We start from the raw sequence: 25,925 nt of genomic DNA on the forward strand, positions 1-25,925 counted from the left end.
CCCCTGGTCGGACCGAAGGTCCGGCGCGCCGGTCGCGGGCACTAGCGTGTCGGGTGCCGTTGCGGCGCTCGCGACGGGGGTCTGCGGATCCTGGGATCTCCGTCGTCCGACACCCAGGATGTCCGGGAGATGCGCATGCGCACGTTATCCATCCATGAACTTCATGCCGTCGGCGGCGGTACGGTCCTGAACCTCCCGACCAATCCGGCGACCGAGATTCTCCAGCAGCTCACGCTGCCGCGGCGACGCGCGGGGTCGGTGCACATGCTGGCGGCGCCGGCGAGGCCAGGCGGGCCCTGCTGCTGCAACGGGAACTCGACCGCGATCGGTTGATGACGGATCAGCCTGAGGGCCTCCCGCTGTTCCGCGAGGAGGCCTTGCAGGGCAGGGACGCGCCAGGTGGCGCGCTCCTGCTCGCACGGCCGGTGGGCTTCGCGATGGGAACGGCCCTGGCCGTTTTCATCGCGGGCGGCCTGCTGGCCCTTTTCCTGCTCTGCTCGATCAGCGCCACGGCGCGTCTGCCTGGTGTGTTGACGCCGGAATCGGACCTGCTGCGCATCGTCGCGGATCGCGACGGGCGCGTGGCGGAGCGCCGCGTCTCCGAAGGGCAGTCGGTCCGGGCGGGGGAGGTGCTCTTCGTGCTGCGCACGGGAGTCGGCGACGCACAAGGCGAGGACCATGGCGAGGGCGCTGGCGATGCGGTCCTGCGCCTGTTGAAGCAGCGTCGCGACAGCCTCGTCGCGGAGTCGCGCCATCGCCGCCGGCAGGACGCGCATGGCCTCGACGCGGCCCGCGGCCGGATCGAGGCGCTGCGCGAGGACCAACGCCGCCTGGCATCGGAACTTGCGCTGCAACGCCGCCGCGCGGCGCTCGACGATGACGCGCTCGATCGCCAGCGTCAGCTGCAGCAGGCCGGCATGAGCGCGGTCAGCGCCACCCACGCGCGTGAGATCACGGCCCTCGAGGCGCGACAGCGACTGTCGCAACTCGAGGGCACATGGGCCTCGTCCCGGCGCGACGAACGCGCGGCCTTGCTGGCGTTGCGTGCCACGGTCCTGCAGCAGGCTCGCGAGGAAGAGGGCCATGCGCGCGCGCTCGCCGACCTCGATCAGCAGGTGGCCAAACACCGGGCCCGTCGCCAGACGCTGATCCGCGCACCGGACGCCGGCCGCGTCTCGGCCTTGAAGGCCGGTCCGGGCCAGTCCGTCGCCGCGCGCGAGGCGCTCGCCCACCTCTGGCCCGACGGCAGCGCGTTGGAGGCCGAGTTGCAGGCGCCGTCGCGTGCCGCGGCGTTCATGACCGAAGGCCTGCCGGTACGGCTCCAGGTGGACGCCTTTCCCCATCAGACCTTCGGCGCGGTGACGGGGCAGGTGCGTTCGGTCGATCTGGTCGCGCCGGGTCCGGAAGCGGCCTATCGCGTGCGCGTGCGGCTGGACCGACCGACGCTCGCGGCACGCGGCGTCGAGCACGTCCTGCGACCGGGCATGACGCTCCAGGCCATCGTCCCGTTGGAGCGGCGCCGCCTGTACGAGTGGGTGATCGATCCCCTCAGGCGCCTGTCCGCGATGCAGCCTGCCCCAGAACGATGACGCACGGTCCCGATGCCCGGGGGCCGACGCTGGCCTTCCGGCCACGCCGTCGCACGCCCGAACTGTTGCAGGACGAGGCCGCCGAATGCGGCGCGGCGTGTCTGGCGATGATCGCCGGCCACTGGGGGCGGCCGCTCGGCATGCCGGCGATGCGGCGGCGTTTCTCCCTTTCCGTGCATGGCGCCACGCTGGCGGACCTGATCGAGATGGCGAGCGCGCTGCGCCTGGGAAGCCGGCCGCTGCAACTCACGCTGGAGGAACTGCCCCAGCTGGCGCTGCCCTGCATCCTGCATTGGGACATGGACCATTTCGTGGTGCTGGAACGCGTCGGTCGCGCCGCGGTCACGCTGCTCGATCCCGCCGTCGGCCGTCGGCGTGTGCCGACGGCAGAGGTGTCACGCCACTTCACCGGCATCGCGCTCGAACTCGCGCCGGAGGATGGCTTCGAGGAGGGCGTCGCGGTCCGCGCCGGCGACGGGCCGGGAGGCTGGCGATGGCGCGAACTGCTCGGACGCATCACCGGCTTGAAGCGTTCGCTGGCGCAAATCCTGATGCTCGGCCTCGCCTTGCAGATGCTGGGACTCATGGCGCCCTTCCATCTGCAGTGGCTGGCCGATCACGCGCTCGCGACCGGCGATCGCGAGTTGGTCCTCGTGCTCGGCCTCGGCTTCCTGCTGCTCGCCGGAATCCGCGTCGCGCTCGGCGCCGTCCGCTCCTGGATGACGACGGTCCTGTCCACCAGCCTGGCCTTCCAGTGGCAGGGCCGCGCCTTCGGGCACCTGATGCGGCTGCCGACGGCCTGGTTCGAGAAACGCCACCTCGGCGACATCGTCTCGCGCTTCGGCGCGATCGACACGATCCAGCACACCTTCACGACCCAGTTCGTCGAGGGGGTGATCGACGGCCTGCTGGGGGTCGTCACCCTGGTCGTGATGGTCCTGTACAGCGGCGAACTGACGGCCGTCACGCTGGTCGCCGTCCTGCTGTACGCGCTGCTGCGCTGGGGCATGTTCCACGGCCTGCGCGACGCGACCGCCGAGACGATCCGGCGCGCCGCGCGCCAGCAGACGCACTTCCTCGAATCGGTGCGCGGCGTCCAGGCCGTGCGACTGTTCGATCGGGGCGAGCAGCGGCGCATCGGCTGGATCGGCCTGCTGGCCGACGAGTTCAATGGCCGCCTGCGTCTGGCGCGCTGGTCGTTGGGCGATGAGACGGCGCGCGGCCTGATCTTCGGCATCGAACGCGTCGCGGTGATCTGGCTGGCCGCGCTCGCGGTGCTGGACACGCGCCTGACGGTCGGCATGCTGCTGGCGTTCCTGGCCTACAAGGACCAGTTCAGCGACCGCGTGGCCGCGTTGATCGACCGGCTCTTCGAACTCGGGATGCTGCGCCTGCATGGCGAGCGGCTGGCCGACATCCTCACGACGCCGGTCGAGGACACCGCCGACGTGGCGCAGGTGGCGCAGGGGGCGCAGGCGGATCTCAGCGCCTTGCCGGCGTCGATCGAATTGCGCGACGTCGCCTTCCGCTACGGCGATGGCGAGGCCGAGGTGCTCGCCGGCATCGACCTGCGGATCGAGCCCGGCGAGTGCGTCGCGATCACCGGCGTCTCGGGCAGCGGCAAGACGACGCTGGTGAAGCTGCTGCTGGGCCTGCTCACGCCGACGCGGGGGGAGATGGTCGTCGGCGGCCAGCCGCTGCGACGGCTGGGCCTGGCCGCCTACCGCCGCATCGTCGGCACGGTGATGCAGGACGACCTGCTCTTCGCCGGCAGCATCGAGGACAACATCAGCTTCTTCGATCCCGCGCCCGACCTGGCGCGCGTGGCGGACTGCGCGCGTCAGGCTGCGCTCCACGACGAGATCGTGGCCCTGCCCATGGGCTACCGGACCCAGGTGGGCGATCTCGGCACGGGCCTGTCGGGTGGCCAACGTCAGCGGCTGCTGCTGGCGCGCGCGATCTACAAGCGGCCGCGCATCCTGGTGCTCGACGAGGCCACCAGCCACCTGGACGTCGCCGCCGAGCGTCGCGTCAATGCCGCGGTCGAGGCGCTCGGCGCGACGCGCATCGTCGTGGCCCACCGCCCGGAAACGATCGCGATGGCGGGACGGATCATCGTCATCGACCACGGCCGGATCGTGTCCGATACCGGTGCGGCGACGACGTGAAGACAGTCGCATCGGCAGATGACGCGGTTGTCATCTTCCCGCCAGCGGGCGGACGGGCGCTCCTTCCTACAGTCCATTTCCAAGACGCGACCCGACGCGGCCCCGCCGGGGCTCCGGGCGCGTCGCGATGACTGCAGGAGTTCCCCATGTCCCGTTCCTTCTTCCCCGTCCGCTCCGCCCTGTTCGCCGCCGCGCTGCTGATCGCCGCCGGTGCGCAGGCCTCGAGCGCCACGACGTCCTCGCCCCTGGCCAACGGCCGCTCGGTGCACGGCATGCCTTCGGCGGCGCAGCCGGACCGGGTCGTCGACCTGGCCCAGGCCGGCAGCGGCGAGCTGAACATCGTCTGCGGCGAGACCGTCCAGTTCCGCAATGGCAACCAGACCTTCGCCTGGAAGTTCGAATCGGTCGGTCACCGCGCGGTCGACCTGCGCGCGCTGGCGCCCGCCGGCTTCACGGACAAGCCGCTGTGGCTCTTCGTCGAACGCAACGACGGCGAGCGCAGCTGACACCGCGACGCGAAGGCGGTCGCGCCGAGCGCCGGCCTCCGCAAAGCCGAAGCGGGCGGCGGGCATGATCCCGCCTTCGCAAGCGATGTGAACACGAGATGAGATTGCTGGTCGTCGAGGACGAACTCAAGCTCGCCGCCTACCTGCGCAAGGGGCTGGGCGAGGAGGGCCATGTGGTGGACCTGGCGCACGACGGCGTCGACGGCCTGCACCTGGCGACGACCGGCGGCTACGACCTCATCGTGCTCGACGCGATGCTGCCGGGCATCGACGGCTTCGCGCTGCTGGCGGCGCTGCGGCAGTCCAGCGCCGTGCCGGTGCTGATGCTCACCGCGCGCGCCCAGGTCGACGACCGGGTCCGCGGCCTGCAGGGCGGGGCGGACGACTATCTGGTCAAGCCCTTCGCGTTCTCCGAGCTGGTCGCCCGCATCGAGGTGCTGCTGCGCCGCCACGGCGCCCGCACCACGGCCGAGGCGACCCGCTTCACCCTCGCCGACCTGGACGTGGACCTGCTGCGGCGCAAGGCGCTGCGCGCCGGTCAACGCCTGGACCTGACCGCCAAGGAGTTCAGCCTGCTCAGCCTGCTGGTGCGCCGCCAGGGCGAGGTGCTGTCGCGCACCGAGATCGCCGAGCAGGTGTGGGACATGAACTTCGACAGCGAGACCAACGTCGTCGAGGTCGCCGTGCGTCGTCTGCGCGGCAAGCTCGACCTGCCGTTCGACCGCCCGCTGCTGCACACGGTGCGCGGCATGGGCTACGTGCTGGAGGCGCGCGCGGACGACGACGCCGCCGCCGGCGCGGTCCGATGAACGACGCCCGGCCCGACGACCGACCTGACGACCGGCCCAACGCCCGGCCTGACGACCGGCCCAGTGCCCGACCGAACAGCAGCCCAAGCGCCAACCCGAGCGCCAGCCTGCGAGGCCGCCTCTCGCGTTGGCTGGCCCTGCTCACCATGGCGGGACTCGGCCTGGTGGGCGCGGTCGTCTACCTGGTGATCGCGCTGACGCTCTCGCAGCGTCAGCTCGAGACACTGACGCAGAAGCAGGCCGCGATCCAGGGCCTGCTGAACGAGGCGCGCGGCGCGCACGACGCGGCCGACGTGCAGCACCTGCTCAACGATTTCCTGGCCGGCCACGACGAGCTCTCGCTGATCGTCACCGCGCGCGACGGGCGCGAGCTCTACCGGACCGCGCGTGCCTTGCCGGTGCCGGCGCACGCGCGCCGCGTCGACTTCGGCTTGCGCCTGCCCGATGAACTGGGCGGCCGGGGAACGGCGGTGATGATCTTCGACCTGGGCCGCGACCAGGCCTTGCTGCGCCGGCTGGCGTGGACCCTCGCGCTGACGGCGCTGGGGGGCACCGCGGTCGTGTCGGCGGGCGCATTCCGGCTGGTGCGCCTGGGCCTGGCGCCGTTGCGCGGGCTGGTCGCGCAGACGGCGCAGGTGAACGCGCAGCGGCTGGACCGGCGGCTGGACGGCGCGGCGCAGGCGGAGGAACTGCAGCCGCTGATCGGACAGTTCAACGCGCTGCTGGACCGGCTGACCGTGGCCTACGGGCAGATGGAGGCCTTCAACGCGGACGTGGCGCATGAGCTCAACACGCCGCTGTCGACCTTGATCGGCAGCTGCGAGATCGCGCTGCGGCGGCCGCGTCCCGTCGAGGAATTGCGCGAGGTGCTCGCGTCCAACCTCGAGGACCTGCGCCGCATGGCCGGCATCGTGGCCGACATGCTCTTCCTGTCCAACGCCGAGCGCGGTCTGGCCGCGCGGCGCGGCGACCCCGCGTCGCTCGCGGCGCTGGCCCGGGACGTGGTGGACTACCACGACGCGGCGCTCCAGGAGGCCGGGCTGATCGCGGAGGTGCGCGGCGACGCCACGGTCGCGGTCGATGTCGGGCTGATGCGCCGGGCGGTGTCCAACCTGCTGGGCAACGCGACCCGTCATGCGCGAAGCGGCTCCGCGGTGCTGGTCCGCATCGAGCGCGCGGACGATGGCAGCGTCGCGCTCGAGGTCCAGAACGAGGGCGAGCCGATCGCCGCGCGGCACCTGCCGCGGCTGTTCGACCGCTTCTACCGGGCGGACCCGGCGCGGACGTCCGGCACGCAGCCGGAGCACCACCACGGGCTGGGACTGGCCATCGTCGCGGCGGTCGCCCGCATGCACGACGGCGAGCCCCGCGCGATGTCCGCCGGCGGCGTCACGCGCATCGGCCTCGTGATCGACGCCGGACCGAGGGCCGTCAGGCCGGGTGACCCAGGGTGTTCAGCGGAATCTTCAGGTAGCTGACGCCGTTGTCCTCGGCGGGCGGCATCCGGCCGGCGCGGATGTTGATCTGGATCGAGGGCAGGATCAGCGTCGGCACGTCCAGCTGGGCGTCGCGGCCGGTGCGCAGCGCGACGAACTCCGCCTCGCTCACGCCGTCATGGACGTGGATGTTGCGCGCGCGCTGTTCGGCGACCGTCGTCTCCCAGGCCGGCGAGCGGCCGTCGGGCGGGTAGTCGTGGCAGACGAAGAGCCGCGTCGCGGGCGGCAAGGCCAGCAGGCGCCGGATCGAGCGGTACAGCGTCGCGGCGTCGCCGCCGGGGAAGTCGGCGCGCGCGGTGCCGACGTCGGGCATGAACATCGTGTCGCCGACGAAGACGGCATCCTCGGCGCGTTCGTCGAGGCTCTTGTCGACGATCTTGTCGAGGCGCTCGTCGACGCCGGGCCCGCCGCCGTTCTTCACGTGATAGGCCATGCAGGCCGGCGTGTGTCCCGGCACGAGCAGCGCCTGCGCCTCGATGCCGCCGATCATGAACGTCTCGCCGTCGCGGAACAGGTGGTCGAACTGGCGGCCGTCGGGCAGGAAATCGCGCTCCAGGTTGTAGAGCTTGCGGAACACCGCCTGCACCTCGCGGATGTGCTCGCCGATGGCGATCCGGCCGCCGACGCGCGCCTGCAGGTACCGGGCCGCCGACAGGTGATCCGCATGGGCGTGGGTCTCGAGGATCCACTGCACGGTGAGACCCGCCTCGGCGACGTGCGCCAGCAGGCGGTCCGCCTGCGTCGTGGCGGTGCGGCCGGACTTGAGGTCGAAGTCGAGGACCGGATCGACGATCGCGGCCTGGCGGGTGACCGGATCCGCCAGCACGTAGCTGACGGTGCCGGTCCGCTCGTCGTGGAAGGCGTCGATCTTGAAGACGGGGGAAGCGGGGCTCATGGCCGAGGGCGCGCAAGGCGGGGTGACGGTGAAAGTCACTATACCCAGTGCCCCGCCTGTGCGAAGAGCAGGGCCGGCAGCCATCGCTTCATGAGGAAGCTCCCATGGCATCGCAGCGTCAGAGCAGCTCCAGGCCGACGTTGATGTTGCCGCGCGTCATCTTCGAATACGGGCAGGTGTCGTGGGCCCGCTTGATCAGCTCATAGGCGGTGTCGCGCGGCAGTCCGGGCAGGCTGACCCGCAGCTGCGCGCTCAGGAAGTAGCCGTCCGCGCCCTTGTTGAGGTCGACCGACGCATCGACGGCCGCCTCGGAGGGCAAGCGCACGCCGATCGCATGGGCGGCCAAACCCATCGCGCCGATGAAGCAGGCCGACCAGCCGACCGCGAACAGCTGCTCCGGATTCGTGCCGGGGCGCGAGGTCCCGGGCGACCCGAGCTGGACGTCGAGACGCTGGTCGTCGGACTGGCCGCGGCCGTCGCGGCCGCCGGTGGTGTGGGTGCGGGCGGTGTAGAGGACTTGAACGTGATCGGTGGTCGAGGGCATGAGGGGCTCCAGTGGTGCAACGTCACTCGCTGCGTGAGCCGCATTGCATCGGTCCGATGTATCGACGGTGTGTGACGGCCCGGGCGAATTGGCGCGGCGCGTGTCGCGGCAGGCGGCGGACACACTGGCATACAAGGCGACGCGGACCGTGTCGATCCATGGGTGGCGTGTGACGGTCCGTGACGATGATGTTGACGCCGCGTAAAACCCGGTGCGAACCCGCGCCGCGACGGGGTCTCCAGCGCCCCGGCGACGGTTTTCTTAAGCACACCCTAATTCGGTGGGCGCACCTTACGTCCAGGGCCACACGATGTTTGACGCAATCGGCCCGACCGGCCCCGCGGCCCACGGCGACGCCTTCACCGAGACGCCACCGGCGCGGAGCCCGCCGGGTCCAAGGAGATGCACATGAGCAAGTCCACCCCGATCCTCGCCATGGTCGCCGCATTCGCGGCGGCGTCGGCCCAGGCCTCGACCGATCCCGACGACATGGCGCGCCGGTCGGAGCGCCGCGCCACCATCCAGCAGCAGCTGCGCGCGGTCCAGGTCGAGCTCTACTGCGATCACCAGGACAACGCGATGCACCTGTTGCGCGACGTCCGCCGCCAGTTGATGGCGCAACGCGACCCGGGCAATTCCGGCGACCTGCGTCAGCTCGAGAAGCTCAGCTGGCTGGTCCGTCACGGCGACACCGTGGAGGCGATCGCGACGATCGACGCGGCGCGCGGCACGGCCGCCTGAGCCGCGGATGACGGGCGGCCCCGCGCCGCCCGACCCGCCGCTCCGGGGACGGCGGCGGATGCTTCGTTGTATTCGACGGTATATTGCGTGGCGTCATCAGCCGTCGCCCGCCATGCATAAGCCTCCTTTCAAGCTCAGTCCCGGTGGACTGGCCGCGCTCGTCGGCGCGGACGGCGCGCGCGCCGTCCCCACGACGTCGGGGCGGCTCGCCCCGGTCGCGTGTTGCGACGAGGCGTCGGCACCGGTGTCCGAGCCGGTCGCCGGGGCGGCGGAACGTCCGGTGACTTCCGCAGCGAACCGGACGCGTCTCCATCAACTCGATCCCCATCTCCATTGCTCGGTGATCGGCAATTGCCTGGGCACGGCGGAGCTGCGCCGGCTGATGGGCCGCCACCTCGATGTGACGGGGATGAGCGACCTGGACGTCCACCACACGGCGGTGTCCCTCGCCCCGCAGGGCGGCGAGGTGTCGAAGGCGCTGCACAAGGCGCTCGACCAGCGGCATGGCGGCGCGGTGAGGGCGATGTCGGCCGCCACCGACGAGGCGGCGCTCGACGCCGCCTGGCGCGAGGCCTGGCGACGCGGCGAGATCCCGGGCGCGTACTGGGCGCTGCTGACGCACAAGGCGGTGACGGTCGCGCTGCGCCAGGCCGTGTTCGGCGAGGTGCACATGCTGTCGCACCTGATGGCGTCGGCGAACCGCCACGACCTGCAGCGCTTCGTGGCGCTTGAGACAGGCCACGCGGCGCTGGAAGACCGCTTGGCGCGCGAGCAGGCGCGCCGGCACGAGGCGCTGCTGGAGCGGGACCGCATGGCGGAGCAACTGCGCGAGCAGGCGCTCGACGTCGAGCGGCAGCTGGCGGCGTTGCGTGCGACGGTCCCATCGGCGAGTGCCGGCGATTCCGCGCCGTCGGCGGGCGACCTCCTCGCGCAGGTCGCGCTGCAGACCGAGCGGCGCGAGCGCGCGGAGCGTCTGGCCGAGGACGCCGTGCGGCAGTTGGAAAGCCTGAGGGAACAGCTGGCGCGCACACAGACGCACGCTCGCGCCCAGGCCGAGGAACTCGCGGCTGCCGAGGCGGAGCTGCAACGGCTCAGTGCCGAAACGCCCCAAGCGCCCGGAGCGCCCGGAGCACCCGAAGCGAACGGCGACGGGTCAGGCTTGCTGGCCGGGCGTCGCATCCTCTACGTGGGAGGCCGGCCCAGTTCCACGCCGGCGATCCGCGCGTTCGTCGAGGGCCGCGACGGCGAGTTCCTGCACCACGACGGCGGCCTCGAGAGCCGCAAGGGCCTGCTGGCGGCGCTGTTGCCGCGTGCGGACCTGGTGGTGTTCCCGGTCGACTGCATCGACCACGATTCGGCGCTCAACCTCAAGCGCCTCAGCGAGCGGCATCAGGTGCCGTTCCTGGCGCTGCGCAGCGCCAGCCTGGCGAGTTTCGCTGCCGCGGTGCGGCGGGAGCTCGTGCCGTCGGGAGACGGCCCGGAGCAGGGGCAGGGCGGCCGGCGCTTCTGCCTGCGACACGGCTGAACAGGGGTTTGTCCCCAGGCGAAGGAGGCGTCAGCGGCCACTGAGGCGTGATTCCGGCGAGGAGGTGCCATGTGGAAAGACACTAGCCGACACCGTCACCCGCAGCGCTAGCATCGCGCGCCATGCGGATCCTCCTCGTCGAAGACGAAAAGCCCCTGGCCGACTGGCTGGTGAAGGCCCTGGGCCAGAACGACTTCGTCGTCGACTGGGTGGACGACGGCCGCCTGGTGCTGAACCAGCTCGGCGCGACCCGCTATGACGCGATGATCCTGGACCTGGGGCTGCCCGGTCTCGGCGGCCACGAGGTGCTGGCCCGGCTGCGGGACGCCGACTCGCGCGTCCCCGTGCTGGTGCTGACCGCCCGGGATTCGCTGATGGAGCGTGTCAGCACGCTGCACGAAGGCGCCGACGACTTCCTCGCCAAACCCTTCGAACTGCAGGAACTCGAAGCCCGGCTGATCGCGTTGATCCGCCGCTCCCGCGGCCGCGAGCAGCCTCGCTTCGCCTGCGGCCCGCTGGTGTACGACGCGGCCTCCAAGCTCTTCACGCTGGATCGCGAGCCGCTGGCGCTGTCGCCGCGCGAACATGCCGTCCTGCGCACGCTGATCCAGCACAGCGGCGAGCCCATGTCCAAGCAGGAGATCCTGGAGCGGCTGTTCTCCGACGAACAGGACGTGCGGCCGGAGGCGGTCGAGGTCCTGGTCCACCGGCTGCGTCGCCGCATCGAATCGGGCAAGGTCCGCATCACCACCTTGCGCGGCCTGGGCTACGTGCTGGAAGCCCCATGAGCGCCACGGCGCCGAGGCGCCGCGCCCTGCGATGGCCGTCGCTGCCGACCCGCTGGCATCGCTTCAGCGTCCGCCGCACGCTGCTCGCGCTGGTGCTGCCGGTGATGCTGGCCGCCGTCGGCATCGAGCTCGCGCTGACCTGGGGCACCGCGCTGCAGGCGGCCAACTCCGCTTACGACCGCTCGCTGCTCGGCGCGATCAAGGCGATCGACAGCAACGTCTCGACCGAGACCGGCGGCCTGTCCGTCGAGATGCCGTACCGGCTGCTGGAGTTCTTCGAACTCACCGCCAGCGGACAGGTGTTCTTCGCGTCAGCACCGAGGACGGCCTCGTCGAGATCGGCAACGCCGGGCTGCCGCTGCCCGGCCAGCCGCTGAAGACCGGCGTGCCACGCTTCATCGACGCCGAGTACTTCGGCGCCCCGGTGCGCGTGGGCGCCTGGGCGCGCGAGCTCGACCCCGAGCGCCCCGGGCGGCGGATGATCATCCAGGTGGCCGAGAGCACGAACTCGCGCAATGCGTTCTCACGCGCGCTGCTGTTGCAGGCCGTGTGGCGCGACCTGCTGACCGTGTCCATCGTCGCCGGCACGCTGGCGCTGGTGATCGGCTGGGCGCTGCGGCCGCTGGACCGGCTGCGGCGCGAGGTCGAGGCGCGCGCTGATGACGACCTCTCGCCGGTCGACGACACCGAGGTGCCCGCCGACGCCGCGCCGCTGGTGCGCGCGATCAACCACCACCTCGCGCGGCAGCGCGAACTGATCGACGGCCGCCGCCGTTTCGTCGACGACGCCTCCCACCAGTTGCGCACGCCGTTGGCGACGCTGGCGACCCTGGTGGGCTATGCCCGCCGGGAGCGCGACCCGGAGCGCCTCGCCGAGGCGCTGACCGCGCTCAAGGGGCAGATCGAGGACACCGTGCGGCGCACCAACCAGATGCTGGCGCTGGCCCGCGCCGACACCGCGCCGGTGGCGATGACGCCGATCGCGCTGGACCGCCTGGCCGACCGCTGCGCGCGCGAATCCTGGCCGCTGGCGCGGGAGCAGGGCATCGACCTCGGCTTCGAGCCTGCGGACGAGGACATCGTCGTGCTGGGCCATGAGGGCCAGTTGCGCGAGGCGCTGCTCAACCTGCTGCACAACGCGCTGCGCTACACGCCGCGCGGTGGCGCGGTGACGCTGCAGGTCGGCGTGGCGCGCAAGCGGGCGCGCGGCAACGAAGACAACGACAACGACAACGACAACGACAACGACGGCCACGGCCACGGCCACGGCCACAGCGATGTCATCGGCGGTCGCGGTGGCGATGGCGGTGGGGACCGCAAGGCGGACGAGCTCAGAGGGGCGACGGCCGTGATCCGCGTCGTCGACGACGGCCCTGGCATTCCCGCCGACGAGCGCCCGCGCGCGGGCGAGCGCTTCTTCCGCGGCAGCAACGTGGACCTGCCGGGCTCGGGACTGGGTCTGGCCATCGTGCGGGCGATCGTGCGGCGCCACGGGGGCGACATGGCGGTCGCCGCGGCGCGCCGGGATGCCGACGGCCTCGAGCGTGGCACCACGGTCACCTTGCGGCTTCCGCTGCGGGCGTCGACGGAAATTCCTCCCCCGCTGAAAGCCGGCTGAAAGCGCCGCTTTCCTAGAGTGCGCTGCAAGCAGGTGGCGGGCGACCGCGCGGGCCTGCCGACGACGCGCGACTTCCCGCGACCGACGGCAGCCCGACGGCGACACAGATCACCGCGAGGAGACAAGACATGACATCGATCCCGAGCTTCCGGGCGGATCGGCCTCCGGCCATCCGACCGCGGGCGGTCCTTCTTTGGACGGTACCGCACCGGGCGGCCGCGTTCATCGCGGCCGTCTGGCTGACCGCGGCCTCCGGCGTGACCGCGCAGCCCGTTCGTGGCACCTCGGCAACCACAGCGGCAACCCCCACGGCACTCACGACGGCGGCCTTGCCGGGCGGCGACGCCGCGCTCGAATGCATCGCCCCGGCCAAGCCCGGCGGCGGCTTCGACCAGAGCTGCAAGCTCGCGCAGGCGGCGTTCCAGCAGGCCGGTCTCACGACCACGCCGATGCGCATCAGCTACATGCCGGGCGGTGTCGGCGCGATCGCCTTCGACCAGATCGTCACGCGCCGCCCCGCCGAACCGCGCACGCTGGTGGCCTTCTCCAGCGGCTCGCTGCTGAACCTCTCGCACGGCCGTTTCGGCAAGCGCAGCGTCGACGACGTGCGCTGGATCGCCGCCGTCGGCGTCGACTACGGCGTGGTGCTGGTCGGCCGGCAGTCGCCGTGGAAGACGCTGCCCGAACTGCTCGTCGCGCTGAAGGCCGATCCGGGGCGCATCAGCTTCGCCGCCGGCGGCACGATCGGCAGCCAGGACTGGGTCAAGTCGGCGCTGGTCGCCGGCGCCGGCGGCGTGGACCACAAGGCGATGCGCTTCGTCGCCTTCGAGGGCGGCGGCGAGGCGATCGCCGCGCTCAAGGGCGGCCACGTCCAGGTCTACATGGGCGACGCGTCCGAGGTCTTCGACAAGCTCGGCCCCGGCAGCCCGTTCCGCGCGCTGGCGGTGCTCGCCGACCAGCGCCTGCCCGGACCGCTGGCCGGCGTGCCGACGGCGCGCGAACAGGGCGTCGACATCGTCTGGCCCGCGATCCGCGGCTTCTATGTCGGCCCGAAGGTGTCCGACGGCGACGTCGCCGCGTGGTCCGCCGCCTTCGACCAGTTGATGGCCGCGCCGGCCTTCGCCGAGGTCCGGGCGCGACACGGCCTGTTCCCGCTCGCACTCACCGGGTCGGCGCTGCGCACGGTCATCGACCGGCAGAACCGGCAGTACGTCGAACTCGCGAGCCGTTTCGGCCTCAGACGCTGAGCACGGACAGGCGCCGGTCCCGATTTCCGCCGGCTCACGCTGAATTCCGCCGATTCACGCCGACTCACGCCGACTCACGCCGACTCACGCTGGCCCGCGCCCACTCAGGTCGCCTCCCGCTGACTTCCCCAGCCCCTGTCCTCGCCGCCTGAGGACCGCAGGCGCCCCTGCGTCCCGTTTTTTCAACGACAACAAGGAGACTCCCTTGACCGCCTACCGCAAGACCTCGATCCCCTCGATCCGACTGAACACCCTGTGCGCCGCCGGCCTGCTGGCCCTGTGCGCGACACCGTCCGCCTTCGCGCAGAGCAGCGTCACCGTCTACGGCATCGCCGACGTGCTGCTGGAATACCGCGACCACATGAACGCCGCGGGCGACCACCGTTTCGGCGTGAGCTCGGGCGGCATGAACACGTCCCGCTGGGGCCTGCGCGGCGCCGAGGACCTCGGCGGCGGCCTGAAGGCCGTGTTCCAGCTCGAGGCCGAGGTCGGCTTCGACACCGGCATGGCCGGCTCGTCGTTCTGGGGTCGCCAGGCCAACGTCGGCCTGGAGGGCGAGTTCGGCCGCGTCGTCGCCGGCCGCTCCTACACGACGACCTACGACTTCCTGCTGCCCTTCGACCCGATGGGCTACGCGCCGTTCTACTCGTGGGCCACCTCGGGCGGACAGATCGCCACGCAGCCGCGCAAGGACGGGATGGTCACGGGCATGTCCAACCTGATCAAGTACCAGGGCACCTTCGGCCCGGTGAAGGTCGGCGCGACCTACGCGCTCGGCGAGGTGACGGGCTCCGACGCGGCCGGCCGTTTCTTCGCGCTGGCCGGCGCGTACACGGCGGGGCCGTTCTCGGCGACGCTGGTCGTCGACCAGCGCAACGGCGCGACGATCGCCGCCAACGGCCGCTACGACAAGGAGAAGGCGCTGCACTGGGCCGCGTCCTACGACTGGAAGCCGGTCAAGCTGTTCCTGGCGCAGCGCGTCTACAAGAAGGAGTTGGCCGTCGGCGGCGCCGATGCGAAGAGCACGATGACCTGGCTGGGCGCGACCTGGCAGGCGACGCCCGCGCTGAGCATCACGCCGGCGGTCTACTTCCAGAACATCTCCAGCGGCGCCAGCGGCACCGACGACCCCAAGCTCTACGCGCTGCGCGCGAAGTACGAGCTGTCCAAGCGCACCAGCCTGTACGCGGTCGCCTCGACAGCCAGGTCCGGCGACGGCGGCCTGGTCAGCGTCTCGCGCGACGACAACGGCTTCGGCGATTCACAGTCCAGCGTCGGCCTCGGCATCCAGCACCGGTTCTGATCGCGGCACATCGGACGGACCGGACGGACCGGACGGACCGGCCCTGGCCGTGCGGCCGGTCGCCGCGCCGTGCGCCGGCCGGGCTTTCAGACCGGCGCCGGCGGCGCGGCCTGGCCCGGCAGCAGGCCCTCGGCGCGCAGCCGCGACAGCACGTCGAAGAGCAGCTCGCTCTTGATGCCATAGGCCGCGCGCGGCGAGTTCACGAACCCCGACGCGTTGAGGACCAGGTTGGTCCCGTCCACGCCGTCGAGCTGCACGTTCGGCGCCGGCGTCGCCAGCACGCCGCCGTGCGCCTGGAAGGCCGCGAGCACCAGCGCCTTCACGCGGTCGGTGTCGGTGGCCAGCGGCATCGGCAGCTTGAACTGCACCATGCCCAGCGACTCGCCGTAGGTGACGTTGCGCACGATCTTGGTGATGAACTCCGAGTTCGGCACGATGACCGTCGAGCGGTCGCCCATCTGGATCTCGGTGGCCCGCACGCTGATGCGGCGGATGTCGCCCTCGACGCCGGACAGCGAGACCCAGTCGCCCACCTTCACCGGCCGCTCGGCCAGCAGGATCAGGCCGGAGACGAAGTTCTGCACGATCGACTGCAGGCCGAAGCCGATGCCCACCGACAGCGCGCTGGCGACCCAGGCCACGCTCTGCAGGCTGAAGCCGACGGCCGTCAGCGCCGCGGCGATCGCGGCGACGGTGCCGACGTAGCCGAACAGCGTCGTCGTGGACGAGCGCATGCCGACGTCCATCCGCGTGGTCGGCATGTAGCGCTCGGACAGCCAGCCCTTGAGCAGCCGCACGGCGGCCAGGCCGACGAAGAGCACCGCCAGCGCCTGCAGCAGCTTGATCGGATTCAGCTGCAGGGTGCCGATGACCAGGCCGTCCTGCAGGCTGCCGGAGCGGCGCACCAGGTCCATCGGCCCTTCGCCGTAGGGGGCGAGCAGCAGCAGGAGCGCGAAGAAGGCGATCGACACGCGGCAGACGGCGGACAGCAGCAGGGCGGTCTGTTCGCGCGTGCGCGGCGGTGCGGGCGCGTCGTCGGCGGATGAGGCGGATGAGGCGGCGTTGCCGGGCCTGGCGCTGGCGCCGTCCTTGCCATCGTTCTTTCCTTCGCTTTTTCCTTCGCTCTTTCCGTCGCCCTTGGCATCGTTCGATGCTGCGGCCGGCGAGGGCGCCAGCAGGGTCATGAAGAGGTCGTCGACGAGGACCGTCAGCAGGTAGGCGCCGCCGATCACGATCAATCCCCACACGACCTGGTTCAGCACGAACATCGCCAGCGACACGAACCCGGTCAGCACCGCGAGCGTCGCGCCCACCAGCGTCAACCACGCGGCCGCGCGCAGCACCGACAGCCAGAGCGGGCGGATGGTGAGTTCGGGATGGCTGCCCGTGCCGGCGTCGGCCGCGGCGGCGGGCTCCTGCGGCGCGCCGGCATGCCGCCGCAGTTGCGCGATGGCCGAGGCGAGCACCGCGATGAAGGTCAGCGACGCGAGCGTCTGCACCGCACTGCTGCCGGCCGGACTCAGGTCCAGCGTCGCCGCGGTCCGGGACGACAACCAGCCCAGCACGACGGCCGCCGCCAGCGTGCGGGGCAGCCAGGCCAGGCGCGACGCGGCGACATCGGGCACCGGCAGCAGGCGCCACGAGGGTTTGCGCGCCATCAGCAGCGCGGCGCCTAGCCCGGCGATGAAGCCGCCGAACCAGACGATCATCTCGGCCGTGTCCAGCCACTGCGCGAGCGAGTCGGGCCCGTCCGGCGCGCCGTCGACCAGGCTGGCCGTCAAGGTCAGGACCAGGCCGTGCGCGACCAGCCCGGGCCGCAAGGTGCGCAGCGTCACCTCGCTGATGGCGAACAGCGACCGGCGCAGGCGCCCGGGCGGGAGGCGCGTCGCGCACAGGCGGGCGGTCAGGCGCCGGGCGCCCAGGCACAGGACCAGCCACGCCACCACCGCGGCGACGAAGGTCGCCCACGCCGTGGCCGGCACCGAGGCCCACAAGGCGCCGAGCTCGGCCCCGAACACGCGGGCGCGTTCGAGGTCCGCGGCGCTGTCGGTGCGCAGCGAGCGCCAGAACCCCGCCTGGAGCAGCGACGGCACGCGTTCGCCGAGCCGGGCGCTCAACTGCAGCCGCTGGGCGGCGGTGGCGTTGCGCAGCGTGCTCTCGGCCTGGCCGGCGAGGTCGTTCGCGACCTTCACCTGTCCGTCGATGGAGGCGACTTCGCGACCCAGCTGCGTGCGCAGCTGCGCCACCTCGGGCGTCTCCTTGACCTCCGCCTGCGGCGTGCCGAGCTGAGCCAAACGCGTCCTGGCATCGTCCAGCCGCGGCTGCAGGGCCGAGCGCGCCTGGTCGATGCGCGACTTCACCCGGTCGACCTTGTCCTTGATGTTGTTCAGGTCCTCGGTCGTCAGTTCCTTGCCGGTCTGGGGCTGGACCGCCTTGAGCTCCGCGCGCGCGAGCTCGAGCAGCTTCGTCGGGTCGGTCGGCTCGGGCGCCAGGTCTTGCGCGTGGGCAGGCAGCGCCAGCATGGCGGCGCACAGCAGCAACATCCCCAGCAGCCACGTCAGCAGTCGGGGCGCGCGGCGGGAGGTCTGCGAAGACTGCGCAGGCAGCGCAGGCAGCGTAAGCAGGAAGGGCAGGGAAATTGGGATCACAGGCATCCAGGGACCGCGGAAAGAGGGTGCCGCCTGGGCGGCAAGCGGCGGTCCCGGGTCCGGCGGGGCGCTCTGCCGCCTGGGCAGAGGCCCTGGGCCAGGAAGGGCGCCAGCGGGTGTCGGGTATGGCGCCGCCTGCAGCGCCCGACGGCATCGAGCGGGTAGAGTCGACCGATCCAGTTTCCCTTCGTCTTCGAGGACCTCACGATGACCACCACCGCTGCCTATCCCGATACCCGCCTGCTGATCGCCAATGAATGGGTCGACGCCGCCGGCGGCAAGACCATCGACGTGCGCAACCCCGCGACCGGCGCCGTGATCGGCCACGTCGCGCATGCGAGCCGGGAGGACCTGGACCGCGCGCTGGCGGCGGCGCAGAAGGGCTTCGAGGCCTGGCGCAACGTGTCCGCGCATGAGCGCGCCGCGACCATGCGCCGCGCCGCCGCGCTGCTGCGCGAACGCGCGCCCGAGATCGCCCGGCTGCTGACCCAGGAGCAGGGCAAGCCGGTCGGCGAGGCGAAGGTCGAAGTGCTCGCCGGCGCGGACATCATCGAGTGGTTCGCCGACGAGGGCCGCCGCGTCTACGGCCGCATCGTGCCCTCGCGCAACCTGGCCGCGCAGCAGCTCGTGCTCAAGGAACCCGTCGGACCCGTCGCCGCGTTCACGCCCTGGAACTTCCCCGTCAACCAGATCGTGCGCAAGCTCGGCGCGGCGCTCGCCACCGGCTGCTCCTTCCTCGTGAAGGCGCCGGAGGAAACGCCGGCCTCGCCCGCGGCGCTGCTGCAGGCCTTCGTCGACGCGGGCGTCCCTCCCGGCACCGTCGGCCTCGTGTTCGGCGACCCGGCTGAAATCTCCAGCTACCTGATCCCGCACCCGATCATCCGCAAGGTCACCTTCACCGGCTCCACGCCGATCGGCAAGCAGCTCGCCGCATTGGCCGGCGCGCACATGAAGCGCGTCACCATGGAGCTCGGCGGTCACGCGCCGGTGATCGTCGCGGAAGACGCGGACGTCGCCCTCGCGGTCAAGGCCGCTGGCGCGGCGAAGTTCCGCAACGCGGGTCAGGTCTGCATCTCGCCGACCCGCTTCCTGGTCCACAACAGCCTCAAGGACGAGTTCACCGCCGCGCTGGTCAAGCACGCGCAAGGCCTCAAGCTCGGCGACGGTCTTGCCGAAGGCACGACGCTGGGACCGCTCGCCAACGAGCGACGCGTCGTCGCCATGTCCAGGATCGTCGCCGAGGCGCGCGAACGCGGCGCCAAGATCGCCACCGGCGGGGAGCGCGTCGGGAACGCCGGCAACTTCTTCTCGCCCACCGTGTTGGCCGACGTGCCGCTCGACGCATCGGTGTTCAACGACGAGCCGTTCGGACCGATCGCGGCCGTGCGCGGGTTCGACACGCTCGAGGAAGCCATCGCCGAAGCCAACCGGCTGCCGTTCGGGCTGGCCGGGTATGCGTTCACGAAGTCCATCAAGAACGCCCACCTGCTGGCGCAACGCATGGAGGTGGGCATGCTGTGGGTCAACCAGCCCGCCACACCGTCCGCGGAAATGCCGTTCGGCGGCGTGAAAGACTCCGGCTACGGCTCGGAAGGCGGACCGGAGGCGCTGGAGGCTTACGTCAATACCAAGGCGGTTTCCCTCCTCGGCGTCTGATTTTCCTGCCACGTCCGCTGGCCCTCACCCCCACCCTCTCCCGCAAGCGGGAGAGGGAGTCCGACCGGCTCTACGCGCAGCGCCAGCGCTTCTTGCTCCCTCTCCCGCTTCCGGCAGAGCGCCAGCGCTTCCTGCTCCCTCTCCCCCTTGCGGGAGCGCGCCAGCGCTTCTTGCTCCCTCTCCCTCCTGCGGGAGAGCGCCAGCGCTTCTTACTCCCTCTCCCCCCTGCGGGAAAGCGCCAGTGCTTCTTGCTCCCTCTCCCCCCTGCGGGAAAGCGCCAGTGCTTCTTGCTCCCTCTCCCGCTTGCGGGAGAGGGCCGGGGTGAGGGCCAGCGGCCTCGGCAGTCAACAAGCGTGCAGCCTCACGCCACCAGACGCGGCCACCACAAGGTGATCACCCCCTGCACGCAGATCCATCCCCACAACATCACGACCGCTTCTCGCGTGGCGTGCTGCCGGGGGCGGATCAATCCGCTGGCGAGTCGCGCGCCGTAATACAGCGCCAGCATCACCGCCACCGCAACCTGCAATCCCTGCAGGCTGTGCAGCGCGGCCAGCGTGCCCGTCCATGCATCCAGCGTCGGCGGACGCTCGGCCGGCCATGCCGTCTGCAATCCACTGTAGAACGCCAGCCCCGCCAGCCCCAACGCCGGTACGAGCAGCCCCGCGCGCCACGCCGCCACCGGTGCGCGCCACGCGCCCAGACCCGCCCACACGACGAAGACCAGACTCAGCGCATAGCCCAGCGTCTGCATGAGCAGCGTGGCCTGACTCGCCAGTCCCACGCCCGGCGGCGGACAGACGTCCAGCCTCATCGCCACATGCAGATGCGCGAACGCCATCGACGCGAAGATCGTCGCCTCCACCACGATCAGGATCACCACGCCCCAGAACGACGGCGCCTGCCGCCCCGTGACCCCCATCGGCAGGATCACGCCGTCCGCCGCCTCGGCGTGCTCGAACGGCGGCGCGCGGTCCGTCTGCCACAACCACGCCCAGATCGCGACAATCGCCAGCACGCCGTCGGCCACCGTGCCGCTCACGTGCTTCACCGTCATCAGCAGGAAGAAGGCCGCGGTACCGATCGCCGCCAGCAGCGGCCACAGGCTGTCCCGGGCCAGGGTCACCACGCGCAGCGGAAGGGCCTGCACGGGACTGGTCAGCAAGGTCTCGCGATCGCCGGTGATGGAGCCCGGCAGCCAGTGCGCGCCGGCCTCGACCTCCTCATGCAAGGACGGGCGATGCCACAGCGGCTCGTGGTGCTCGACATGCGGGATGCTGCGGGTGCCGTAGGGTTCGCTCGGCAGCCATTCCAGCGTCGACGATCGCCACGGGTCGTTGTGCTCCTGCTCCGGACCCCGCTGGCTGCGCACGAGGTCGATGACGAAGAGCAGCACGCCCGCCGCGATGATGAAGGCGCCCACCGAGGACAGCAGGTTCGGCAGTTCCAGCCCCAGCCCCGACGGATAGGTGTGCACCCGGCGCGGCATGCCCAGCATGCCGGCGATGTGCATCGGGAAGAAGGTCAGGTGGAAGCCGCCGAAGATGAGGCCGAAGACCCAGCGCCCCGCGCGCTCCGACATCGCGCGCCCCTTCCACAGCGGCAGCCAGTGGTAGAACGCCGCGAACATCGGCAGCACCATGCCGCCGATCAGCACATAGTGGAAATGCGCGACGACGAAGTAGGTGTCGTGCACCTGCCAGTCGATCGGCAGCAGCGCCAGCATCACGCCGGTCAGCCCGCCCACGACGAAGGTGACCAGGAAGCCGACGAGGAACCAGGTGGCCGTCGTCCATTGCAGCCGGCCCCGCCACAGGGTGCCGATCCACGCGAAGATCTGCAGCGCGCCCGGGATGGCGATGGCGACGCTGAAGATCGAGACCAGGCTCAGTCCCAGCCCGCCCAGGCCCGCGGTGAACATGTGGTGCAGCCACAGCAGGAAACTCACCGCGCCGATCGCCACCAGCGCCGCGCTGACCGCGTGGCGGCCGATGAGCGAGGTCCGCGCCAGCGCCGGCACCATCGTCGAGACCAGTCCCGCCGCGGGCAGGAAGATGATGTAGACCTCCGGGTGGCCGAAGAACCAGAACAGGTGCTGCCACAGCAGCGGATCGCCGCCGCGCGTGGCGTCGAAGATCGGCCAGTCGAAGGCACGTTCGATCTCCAGCAGCGCCGTGCCTGCGATCACCGCCGGGAACGCCAGCACGATCATCAGCCCGACCACCAGCATGGCCCAGGCGTAGACCGGCATGCGGCCCAGCGTCATGCCCGGCGCCCGCGTCATCAGGATGCCGGTGATCAGCTCGATCGCGCCCGCGATCGCGGAGATCTCGATGAAGCCGATGCCCAGCAGCCAGAAGTCCGCGTTGAGTCCTGGCGAGTACTTCGCGCTGCTCAGCGGCGGGTACATGAACCAGCCCGAGTCCGGCGCCAGCTGCCAGAACAGCGTGGCGTAGAAGGCCAGGCCGCCGACCGCGTACATCCAGTACGAGTAGGCCGACAGGCGCGGGAAGGGCAGGTCGCGCGCGCCCAGCATGTTGGGCAGCAGGAAGACGGCGATCGCCTCCACCATCGGCACGGCGAAGAGAAACATCATCACCGTGCCGTGCATCGTGAACAGCTGCTGGAACACCGGCGCGCTGAGCAGCGTCTGCCCGGGCGCCGCCAGTTGCGCCCGGATCAGCAGCGCCAGCACGCCGCCGAGCAGCAGGAACACGAAGGCCGTCGCGATGTAGAGCTTGCCGATGAAGACGTTGTTGACGCTGCCGATCACGCGCCAGCCCCGGGGCGGTTCCCACGCGGCGCGCAGGCGTTCGAGTTCGCCGTCGGGCCGCGGCAGGCGGTTGGCGGGGCGATTCATGGCGTGGCGGCGACCAGCGGCCGGTCGGACCCGCCGCCCGGCACCGGCGGTCCGGCCAGGAACGCCACCATCGCGTCGATCTCGTCGGCGCGCAGGTGCTTGTACGACGGCATGCGCGCGCCCGGCTTCACCTGTTGCACGTCGGTGATCCATTGCCGCAGCGCGGTGCGCGGGTCGCCGAGCGGATCGCGGTTGCGCAGGGCGCCCGCGCCCAGCCACAGGCGGCTCGCGACGTGGGTCAGGTCGGGTCCGAGCGGCGGCGCCTGGGCCAGGTCTTGCCGTGCGGTCCCCGACGGGCCGTTGGCCCCCGTGCCCCGCACCGCGTGGCAGGCGATGCATCCGTGCTCCTGGAACAGCGCCGCGCCGCGCAGCGCCTGGCGCGAGACGGGCTCCGGCGCGTCGCCGGCCTGCGCGCGCCGCCAGCGCTCGAACTCGTCGGGCGGCATCGCGACCACCTGCAGCACCATCGCCGCATGCTGGACGCCGCAGTACTCCGAGCACGGGCCGCGGAACACGCCCGGCTGGGACGCGGTGAAGGTGAGCCGGTTGAGGCGGCCCGGCACCAGGTCGACCTTGCCGCCGAGCGCGGGCACCCAGTAGCTGTGGATCACGTCCTCCGAGGCCAGCGTCAAGGTCACCGGGCGGCCGACCGGCACGCGCAGTTCGTTGGCCGTGGCGAAGGCGGGCACTTCCGACATGCCGGGCGCACCCGGCGCCGCCTCGGCCTCGTAGCGCATCGACCACCACCAGAGATGCCCCGTGACGGCGACACGCAGCGCGCCCGGCGGCGACGGGTCGTCCAGCCCGTGGGCCTGCCGCTCGCCGTGGAGCAGCAGGCCGCCGAAGACCAGCACCGGCAGCACCAGCCCGCCGCCCCAGAGCCACAGCGCCGTCGGCACGGGCCGGCGGCCTCGCCACCACAGCGCCGCGGCCAGGCAGACCATCGCGAACACGAAGGCGAAGGCGCAGACCACCAGCGTCGTGGTCATGACACCGGCCAGCGCCTCCGCCTGCGGGCCGGCCGGCCGGAGCATGCCGCCCGCGCTCATCGCAGCGACAGCAGGTAGCCGGCGATGTCGCGCGCGTCGCGCTCCGACAGGCCGAGTCGCGGCATCGTCGTCCCGGGCAGCAGCCCGGGCGGATCGAGCAGCCAGCGTTGGAGGACCTCCGGGGAATTGGGCAACTGGCCGGCGATGTAGGCGCGCCGGCCGAAGCGCTCCAGCGCCGGCGCCCGCTGGCCGCCGCCCGACACGCCCGGCACGGCGTGGCAACTGCCGCACTGGAACTGCGTCATCAGGTGGCGCCCGCGCTCCACATCGGCGGCCTCGACCTGCCAGCGCCGCAGCGGCTCGTCCGGCGCCGGACCGCAGGCCGACAGCAGCAGACCGAGGGAGATCGTGAGGAGGCTCAGGCGCGTCATGCGCGCTCCCCGGCACACGAAGTGCCCGCCCCGGCATCGCGCTTGCCTTGCTGCGGCCATGACCGAGCCGCAGCGTCGTTTCTCTCCGGTGAAAGCCGTCCTGGCCGCGGGCGCCCTGGCCGGTGTGCTCGGGGCGGCCGGCGCCGCCGCCTTCGTCTGGTTCGGCGTCTATGACGTGTCGGCGACCGGGCCGCACCTGCAGCCGGTGCATTCCTTGCTGGAAATCGCGCTGCAGCGCGCGGTGCAGCGGCGCGCGGAGGCCCACCCGCCGCCGCGGGACCTGCTCGCCCGCGAGCGCGTGCTGCAGGGCGCCGCCTGCTTCCGCGACCGCTGCGTCGCCTGCCACGGCGCGCCCGGCGTGGCGCCGCAGGCCTTCGCGCTGGGCATGCAGCCGGTGCCCAGCTCGCTCGTCGAAGCGACCCGCCACTGGCGCCCCCAGGACCTCTACTGGATCACCCGCAACGGCATCAAGATGAGCGGCATGCCGGCGTGGGAGTACCGCCTGGAGGAGGGCGAGCTGTGGGCGATCGTCGCCTTCCTCGACGCGCTGCCGCTGATGACGCCGGACCAGTACCGGGCGTTGACGGCCTCTCGCCCGGACGTCGCCGGGGCGGAGGCATCGCCGGGCGGCGCCCAGCGGCAGTCATCGGGAAAGCCGCCGATCGAGATCGGACAAGCCGGCGGCGCGAACGCGGCGGCGCGCTGCGACGGCATCGTCGACGCGCCCGCGCCGCTGGTCCCGCCGCTGCAGACGGTCGAGCTGGCGCAGCGCGCGTTCCGCCAGCACGGCTGCACGGCCTGCCACACGATCCCCGGCGTGGTCGGGCCGGACACGTCCAACGGTCCGCGCCTGACCGGCCTGGCGGGACGCGACCGCATCGGCGGCAAGGCGTTCCCGACCGAGGACGGCCTGGCCGCCTGGATCCGCGATCCGCAGGCGATCGACGCGCACACCGCGATGCCCACGCTGGGCGTCAGCGAGACGCAGGCGCGGCTGATGGCGCGTTACCTGCTCACGCATTGACGCGCCATCACTGGCGCGGCGCCAGGCGGTCCGCGGGCGCGACCGGGAACGGCGACCCCAGCGAGCGGGCCTGGCCCTTCACCTGGTTCTGCGCCTGGCACTTGTGCGTGCAGATCGTCGCGGGCGGCGCGACCTCGGTCGCGTCCTCGCCGAAGACCATGCCCATGCGGCCGCCGCTGCTGACCTCCCAACGCGAGCTCAGTCCGCAATGGCTGACCTTGGCGATCGTGCCGTCACGCTTGACGATCGAATTCACGCAGGCCGCGTCGCTGATGCGCGTCGCCACCTGCGGGCTGTCGCGGCCGACGAAACGCGACGAGTAGTCGTTGCCGAAGTTGACCCGCGGCGTCACCACGACGGTCGTGTCCTTGTAGGGCACGGCATCGCCCTCGAGGTTGCGGAAGTTGCGGTTGTCGAAATAGAAGGCGTTCAGGCTCGGGTTCGTCGGATGCGTGGCCAGCACATGCGTGAACACGGTCGAGCTGCCGTCGGTGCGCGCGACCTCCATCTGGAAGACGCCGCCGTTGGCGCAGTCCTTCGCCTGGATCTTCATCGCGACCTGCGGGCCTTCGCGCATCAGCACGATGTCGGTCGTGTCGAGTTCCACGTCGACGCCGCCGGTCAGCGCCGCGCCGCGATGGTCCGGCAGCTTCGACGCGAAGACCGGGGTCGGCACCCCGCCGGTCATGTCCAGCGGATTGGCCGCGCCGGTCAAGACGTAGTCGCGGATGCCGAAGCTCGCGGCGTCCACCCCGAACTGCACGTACTTGCCTTGCACCAGGAAGCGGGCCGGCACGCTGCCCGCGGCCACGGTCTGGTTGGCCTTGCCGCTGAGGCCGAGCACGCGGAAGCCGCCGCCGTCGCAGCCCTTGGAGGAGGCGGCCATCGCCAGGCCGCTCGCGGCGGTCAGCGCCAGGGCCGTCAGCAGGGCGCGGCCGCGGCGCAGGGAAGGACGCAGGGAAGGGCACAGGGAAGAGGACGAACGGGAGGAACGGGTCGATGTCATGCGAGGCTCCAAAGAGTGGATGGGAATGGCGCCATGCTAGGAACGCGACGCCCGCGCGCCCAGGGCACAAGGGCGGGATCGC

Annotated in this window: 21 protein-coding genes and 1 pseudogene; 15 read left to right on the top strand and 7 right to left on the bottom strand. The window is 71.7% G+C overall.

What is annotated here, in order from left to right:
* The first annotated feature begins 135 nt into the window (after positions 1 to 135).
* The 6 genes from AC07O8_RS26135 (at position 136) to AC07O8_RS26160 (ending at position 6,550) form a co-directional block, all read left to right on the top strand.
* A complete protein-coding gene (locus tag AC07O8_RS26135; protein ID WP_495050851.1) occupies positions 136 to 333 on the top strand; it encodes a hypothetical protein in 198 nt (65 codons plus the stop codon).
* Positions 333 to 1,589: an HlyD family secretion protein gene (locus AC07O8_RS26140; RefSeq protein WP_495050852.1), complete on the top strand. Its 1,257-nt coding sequence runs from the start codon at positions 333 to 335 to the stop codon at positions 1,587 to 1,589. Before AC07O8_RS26135 ends, AC07O8_RS26140 begins: the two co-directional genes overlap by 1 nt.
* Positions 1,586 to 3,757, top strand: coding sequence for a peptidase domain-containing ABC transporter (locus tag AC07O8_RS26145; protein WP_495050853.1), 2,172 nt, complete (start codon positions 1,586 to 1,588; stop codon positions 3,755 to 3,757). Before AC07O8_RS26140 ends, AC07O8_RS26145 begins: the two co-directional genes overlap by 4 nt.
* 146 nt (positions 3,758 to 3,903) lie before the next feature.
* Positions 3,904 to 4,263: a CzcE family metal-binding protein gene (locus AC07O8_RS26150; protein WP_495050854.1), complete on the top strand. Its 360-nt coding sequence runs from the start codon at positions 3,904 to 3,906 to the stop codon at positions 4,261 to 4,263.
* A 98-nt stretch (positions 4,264 to 4,361) separates the two neighbouring features.
* The gene (locus AC07O8_RS26155) at positions 4,362 to 5,072 is read left to right on the top strand and encodes a heavy metal response regulator transcription factor (RefSeq protein ID WP_495050855.1); all 711 of its coding nucleotides are present in this window, start codon (positions 4,362 to 4,364) and stop codon (positions 5,070 to 5,072) included.
* The gene (locus tag AC07O8_RS26160; protein WP_495050856.1) at positions 5,069 to 6,550 is read left to right on the top strand and encodes a heavy metal sensor histidine kinase; all 1,482 of its coding nucleotides are present in this window, start codon (positions 5,069 to 5,071) and stop codon (positions 6,548 to 6,550) included. Before AC07O8_RS26155 ends, AC07O8_RS26160 begins: the two co-directional genes overlap by 4 nt.
* On the opposite strand, the gene AC07O8_RS26165 is transcribed toward AC07O8_RS26160, so the two are convergent.
* A complete protein-coding gene (locus tag AC07O8_RS26165) occupies positions 6,504 to 7,463 on the bottom strand; it encodes an MBL fold metallo-hydrolase (protein WP_495050857.1) in 960 nt (319 codons plus the stop codon). The genes AC07O8_RS26160 and AC07O8_RS26165 overlap by 47 nt on opposite strands.
* Before the next feature lie 118 nt (positions 7,464 to 7,581).
* Positions 7,582 to 8,007: an organic hydroperoxide resistance protein gene (locus AC07O8_RS26170; RefSeq protein WP_495050858.1), complete on the bottom strand. Its 426-nt coding sequence runs from the start codon at positions 8,005 to 8,007 to the stop codon at positions 7,582 to 7,584.
* 408 nt (positions 8,008 to 8,415) lie between these two features.
* Here AC07O8_RS26170 and AC07O8_RS26175 point away from each other — a divergent pair, with 408 nt between their 5' ends.
* From AC07O8_RS26175 to AC07O8_RS26205, 7 genes and pseudogenes are all read left to right on the top strand, one after another.
* Complete coding sequence (locus AC07O8_RS26175; RefSeq protein ID WP_495050859.1) at positions 8,416 to 8,748, top strand: hypothetical protein; 333 nt, start codon at positions 8,416 to 8,418, stop codon at positions 8,746 to 8,748.
* 112 nt (positions 8,749 to 8,860) lie between these two features.
* Positions 8,861 to 10,273 (top strand): DUF2325 domain-containing protein, encoded by a 1,413-nt coding sequence (locus AC07O8_RS26180; RefSeq protein WP_495050860.1) that lies wholly within the window; start codon positions 8,861 to 8,863, stop codon positions 10,271 to 10,273.
* A gap of 122 nt (positions 10,274 to 10,395) precedes the next feature.
* Positions 10,396 to 11,061, top strand: a complete 666-nt coding sequence (locus AC07O8_RS26185) for a response regulator (protein WP_495050861.1) — start codon at positions 10,396 to 10,398, stop codon at positions 11,059 to 11,061.
* 104 nt (positions 11,062 to 11,165) lie between these two features.
* A pseudogene (locus tag AC07O8_RS26190) lies at positions 11,166 to 12,007 on the top strand (sensor histidine kinase N-terminal domain-containing protein); the annotation flags it as partial.
* On the top strand, positions 11,993 to 12,679 hold the full coding sequence (locus AC07O8_RS26195; RefSeq protein ID WP_495050920.1) for an ATP-binding protein: 687 nt from the start codon (positions 11,993 to 11,995) through the stop codon (positions 12,677 to 12,679). The pseudogene AC07O8_RS26190 and the gene AC07O8_RS26195, both read left to right, overlap by 15 nt.
* Positions 12,680 to 12,807: 128 nt before the next feature.
* Positions 12,808 to 13,926 carry a tripartite tricarboxylate transporter substrate binding protein gene (locus tag AC07O8_RS26200; RefSeq protein WP_495050862.1) on the top strand — a complete coding sequence of 373 codons (1,119 nt, stop codon included), beginning with the start codon at positions 12,808 to 12,810 and terminating at the stop codon, positions 13,924 to 13,926.
* Positions 13,927 to 14,131: 205 nt separating this feature from the next.
* On the top strand, positions 14,132 to 15,229 hold the full coding sequence (locus tag AC07O8_RS26205) for a porin (protein ID WP_495050863.1): 1,098 nt from the start codon (positions 14,132 to 14,134) through the stop codon (positions 15,227 to 15,229).
* Between the two features lie 86 nt (positions 15,230 to 15,315).
* Here AC07O8_RS26205 and AC07O8_RS26210 read toward each other — a convergent pair whose 3' ends face one another.
* Positions 15,316 to 17,883 (bottom strand): mechanosensitive ion channel family protein, encoded by a 2,568-nt coding sequence (locus AC07O8_RS26210; RefSeq protein WP_495050864.1) that lies wholly within the window; start codon positions 17,881 to 17,883, stop codon positions 15,316 to 15,318.
* Positions 17,884 to 18,084: 201 nt separating this feature from the next.
* Here AC07O8_RS26210 and AC07O8_RS26215 point away from each other — a divergent pair, with 201 nt between their 5' ends.
* A complete protein-coding gene (locus AC07O8_RS26215; RefSeq protein WP_495050865.1) occupies positions 18,085 to 19,533 on the top strand; it encodes an NAD-dependent succinate-semialdehyde dehydrogenase in 1,449 nt (482 codons plus the stop codon).
* A 361-nt stretch (positions 19,534 to 19,894) separates the two neighbouring features.
* Here the strand turns inward: AC07O8_RS26215 and AC07O8_RS26220 are convergent, their stop codons facing one another.
* Genes AC07O8_RS26220 through AC07O8_RS26230 form a run of 3 tightly spaced genes read right to left on the bottom strand, consistent with a single transcriptional unit; the run spans position 19,895 to position 23,813 of the window.
* On the bottom strand, positions 19,895 to 22,393 hold the full coding sequence (locus AC07O8_RS26220; RefSeq protein ID WP_495050866.1) for a cbb3-type cytochrome c oxidase subunit I: 2,499 nt from the start codon (positions 22,391 to 22,393) through the stop codon (positions 19,895 to 19,897).
* Positions 22,390 to 23,442: a cytochrome c oxidase subunit II gene (coxB, locus tag AC07O8_RS26225; protein ID WP_495050867.1), complete on the bottom strand. Its 1,053-nt coding sequence runs from the start codon at positions 23,440 to 23,442 to the stop codon at positions 22,390 to 22,392. Before coxB ends, AC07O8_RS26220 begins: the two co-directional genes overlap by 4 nt.
* The gene (locus tag AC07O8_RS26230; RefSeq protein WP_495050868.1) at positions 23,439 to 23,813 is read right to left on the bottom strand and encodes a c-type cytochrome; all 375 of its coding nucleotides are present in this window, start codon (positions 23,811 to 23,813) and stop codon (positions 23,439 to 23,441) included. Before AC07O8_RS26230 ends, coxB begins: the two co-directional genes overlap by 4 nt.
* Positions 23,814 to 23,871: 58 nt before the next feature.
* Here AC07O8_RS26230 and AC07O8_RS26235 point away from each other — a divergent pair, with 58 nt between their 5' ends.
* A complete protein-coding gene (locus tag AC07O8_RS26235) occupies positions 23,872 to 24,837 on the top strand; it encodes a c-type cytochrome (RefSeq protein WP_495050869.1) in 966 nt (321 codons plus the stop codon).
* Between the two features lie 7 nt (positions 24,838 to 24,844).
* On the opposite strand, the gene AC07O8_RS26240 is transcribed toward AC07O8_RS26235, so the two are convergent.
* Positions 24,845 to 25,843 carry a hypothetical protein gene (locus AC07O8_RS26240; RefSeq protein ID WP_495050870.1) on the bottom strand — a complete coding sequence of 333 codons (999 nt, stop codon included), beginning with the start codon at positions 25,841 to 25,843 and terminating at the stop codon, positions 24,845 to 24,847.
* Positions 25,844 to 25,925 lie beyond the last annotated feature (82 nt).

It is taken from the genome of Roseateles sp. GW821-FHT09G09 (assembly GCF_059415965.1).

Excerpts from the sequence above, each read along its gene's own strand:
- AC07O8_RS26135 (WP_495050851.1), top strand. The coding sequence starts at position 136 with ATGCGCACGTTATCCATCCATGAACTTCATGCCGTCGGCGGCGGTACG.
- AC07O8_RS26140 (WP_495050852.1), top strand. The coding sequence starts at position 333 with ATGACGGATCAGCCTGAGGGCCTCCCGCTGTTCCGCGAGGAGGCCTTG.
- AC07O8_RS26145 (WP_495050853.1), top strand. The coding sequence starts at position 1,586 with ATGACGCACGGTCCCGATGCCCGGGGGCCGACGCTGGCCTTCCGGCCA.
- AC07O8_RS26150 (WP_495050854.1), top strand. The coding sequence starts at position 3,904 with ATGTCCCGTTCCTTCTTCCCCGTCCGCTCCGCCCTGTTCGCCGCCGCG.
- AC07O8_RS26155 (WP_495050855.1), top strand. The coding sequence starts at position 4,362 with ATGAGATTGCTGGTCGTCGAGGACGAACTCAAGCTCGCCGCCTACCTG.
- AC07O8_RS26160 (WP_495050856.1), top strand. The coding sequence starts at position 5,069 with ATGAACGACGCCCGGCCCGACGACCGACCTGACGACCGGCCCAACGCC.
- AC07O8_RS26165 (WP_495050857.1), bottom strand. The coding sequence starts at position 7,463 with ATGAGCCCCGCTTCCCCCGTCTTCAAGATCGACGCCTTCCACGACGAG.
- AC07O8_RS26170 (WP_495050858.1), bottom strand. The coding sequence starts at position 8,007 with ATGCCCTCGACCACCGATCACGTTCAAGTCCTCTACACCGCCCGCACC.
- AC07O8_RS26175 (WP_495050859.1), top strand. The coding sequence starts at position 8,416 with ATGAGCAAGTCCACCCCGATCCTCGCCATGGTCGCCGCATTCGCGGCG.
- AC07O8_RS26180 (WP_495050860.1), top strand. The coding sequence starts at position 8,861 with ATGCATAAGCCTCCTTTCAAGCTCAGTCCCGGTGGACTGGCCGCGCTC.
- AC07O8_RS26185 (WP_495050861.1), top strand. The coding sequence starts at position 10,396 with ATGCGGATCCTCCTCGTCGAAGACGAAAAGCCCCTGGCCGACTGGCTG.
- AC07O8_RS26195 (WP_495050920.1), top strand. The coding sequence starts at position 11,993 with ATGCTGGCGCTGGCCCGCGCCGACACCGCGCCGGTGGCGATGACGCCG.
- AC07O8_RS26200 (WP_495050862.1), top strand. The coding sequence starts at position 12,808 with ATGACATCGATCCCGAGCTTCCGGGCGGATCGGCCTCCGGCCATCCGA.
- AC07O8_RS26210 (WP_495050864.1), bottom strand. The coding sequence starts at position 17,883 with ATGCCTGTGATCCCAATTTCCCTGCCCTTCCTGCTTACGCTGCCTGCG.
- AC07O8_RS26215 (WP_495050865.1), top strand. The coding sequence starts at position 18,085 with ATGACCACCACCGCTGCCTATCCCGATACCCGCCTGCTGATCGCCAAT.
- AC07O8_RS26220 (WP_495050866.1), bottom strand. The coding sequence starts at position 22,393 with ATGAATCGCCCCGCCAACCGCCTGCCGCGGCCCGACGGCGAACTCGAA.
- coxB (WP_495050867.1), bottom strand. The coding sequence starts at position 23,442 with ATGAGCGCGGGCGGCATGCTCCGGCCGGCCGGCCCGCAGGCGGAGGCG.
- AC07O8_RS26230 (WP_495050868.1), bottom strand. The coding sequence starts at position 23,813 with ATGACGCGCCTGAGCCTCCTCACGATCTCCCTCGGTCTGCTGCTGTCG.
- AC07O8_RS26235 (WP_495050869.1), top strand. The coding sequence starts at position 23,872 with ATGACCGAGCCGCAGCGTCGTTTCTCTCCGGTGAAAGCCGTCCTGGCC.
- AC07O8_RS26240 (WP_495050870.1), bottom strand. The coding sequence starts at position 25,843 with ATGACATCGACCCGTTCCTCCCGTTCGTCCTCTTCCCTGTGCCCTTCC.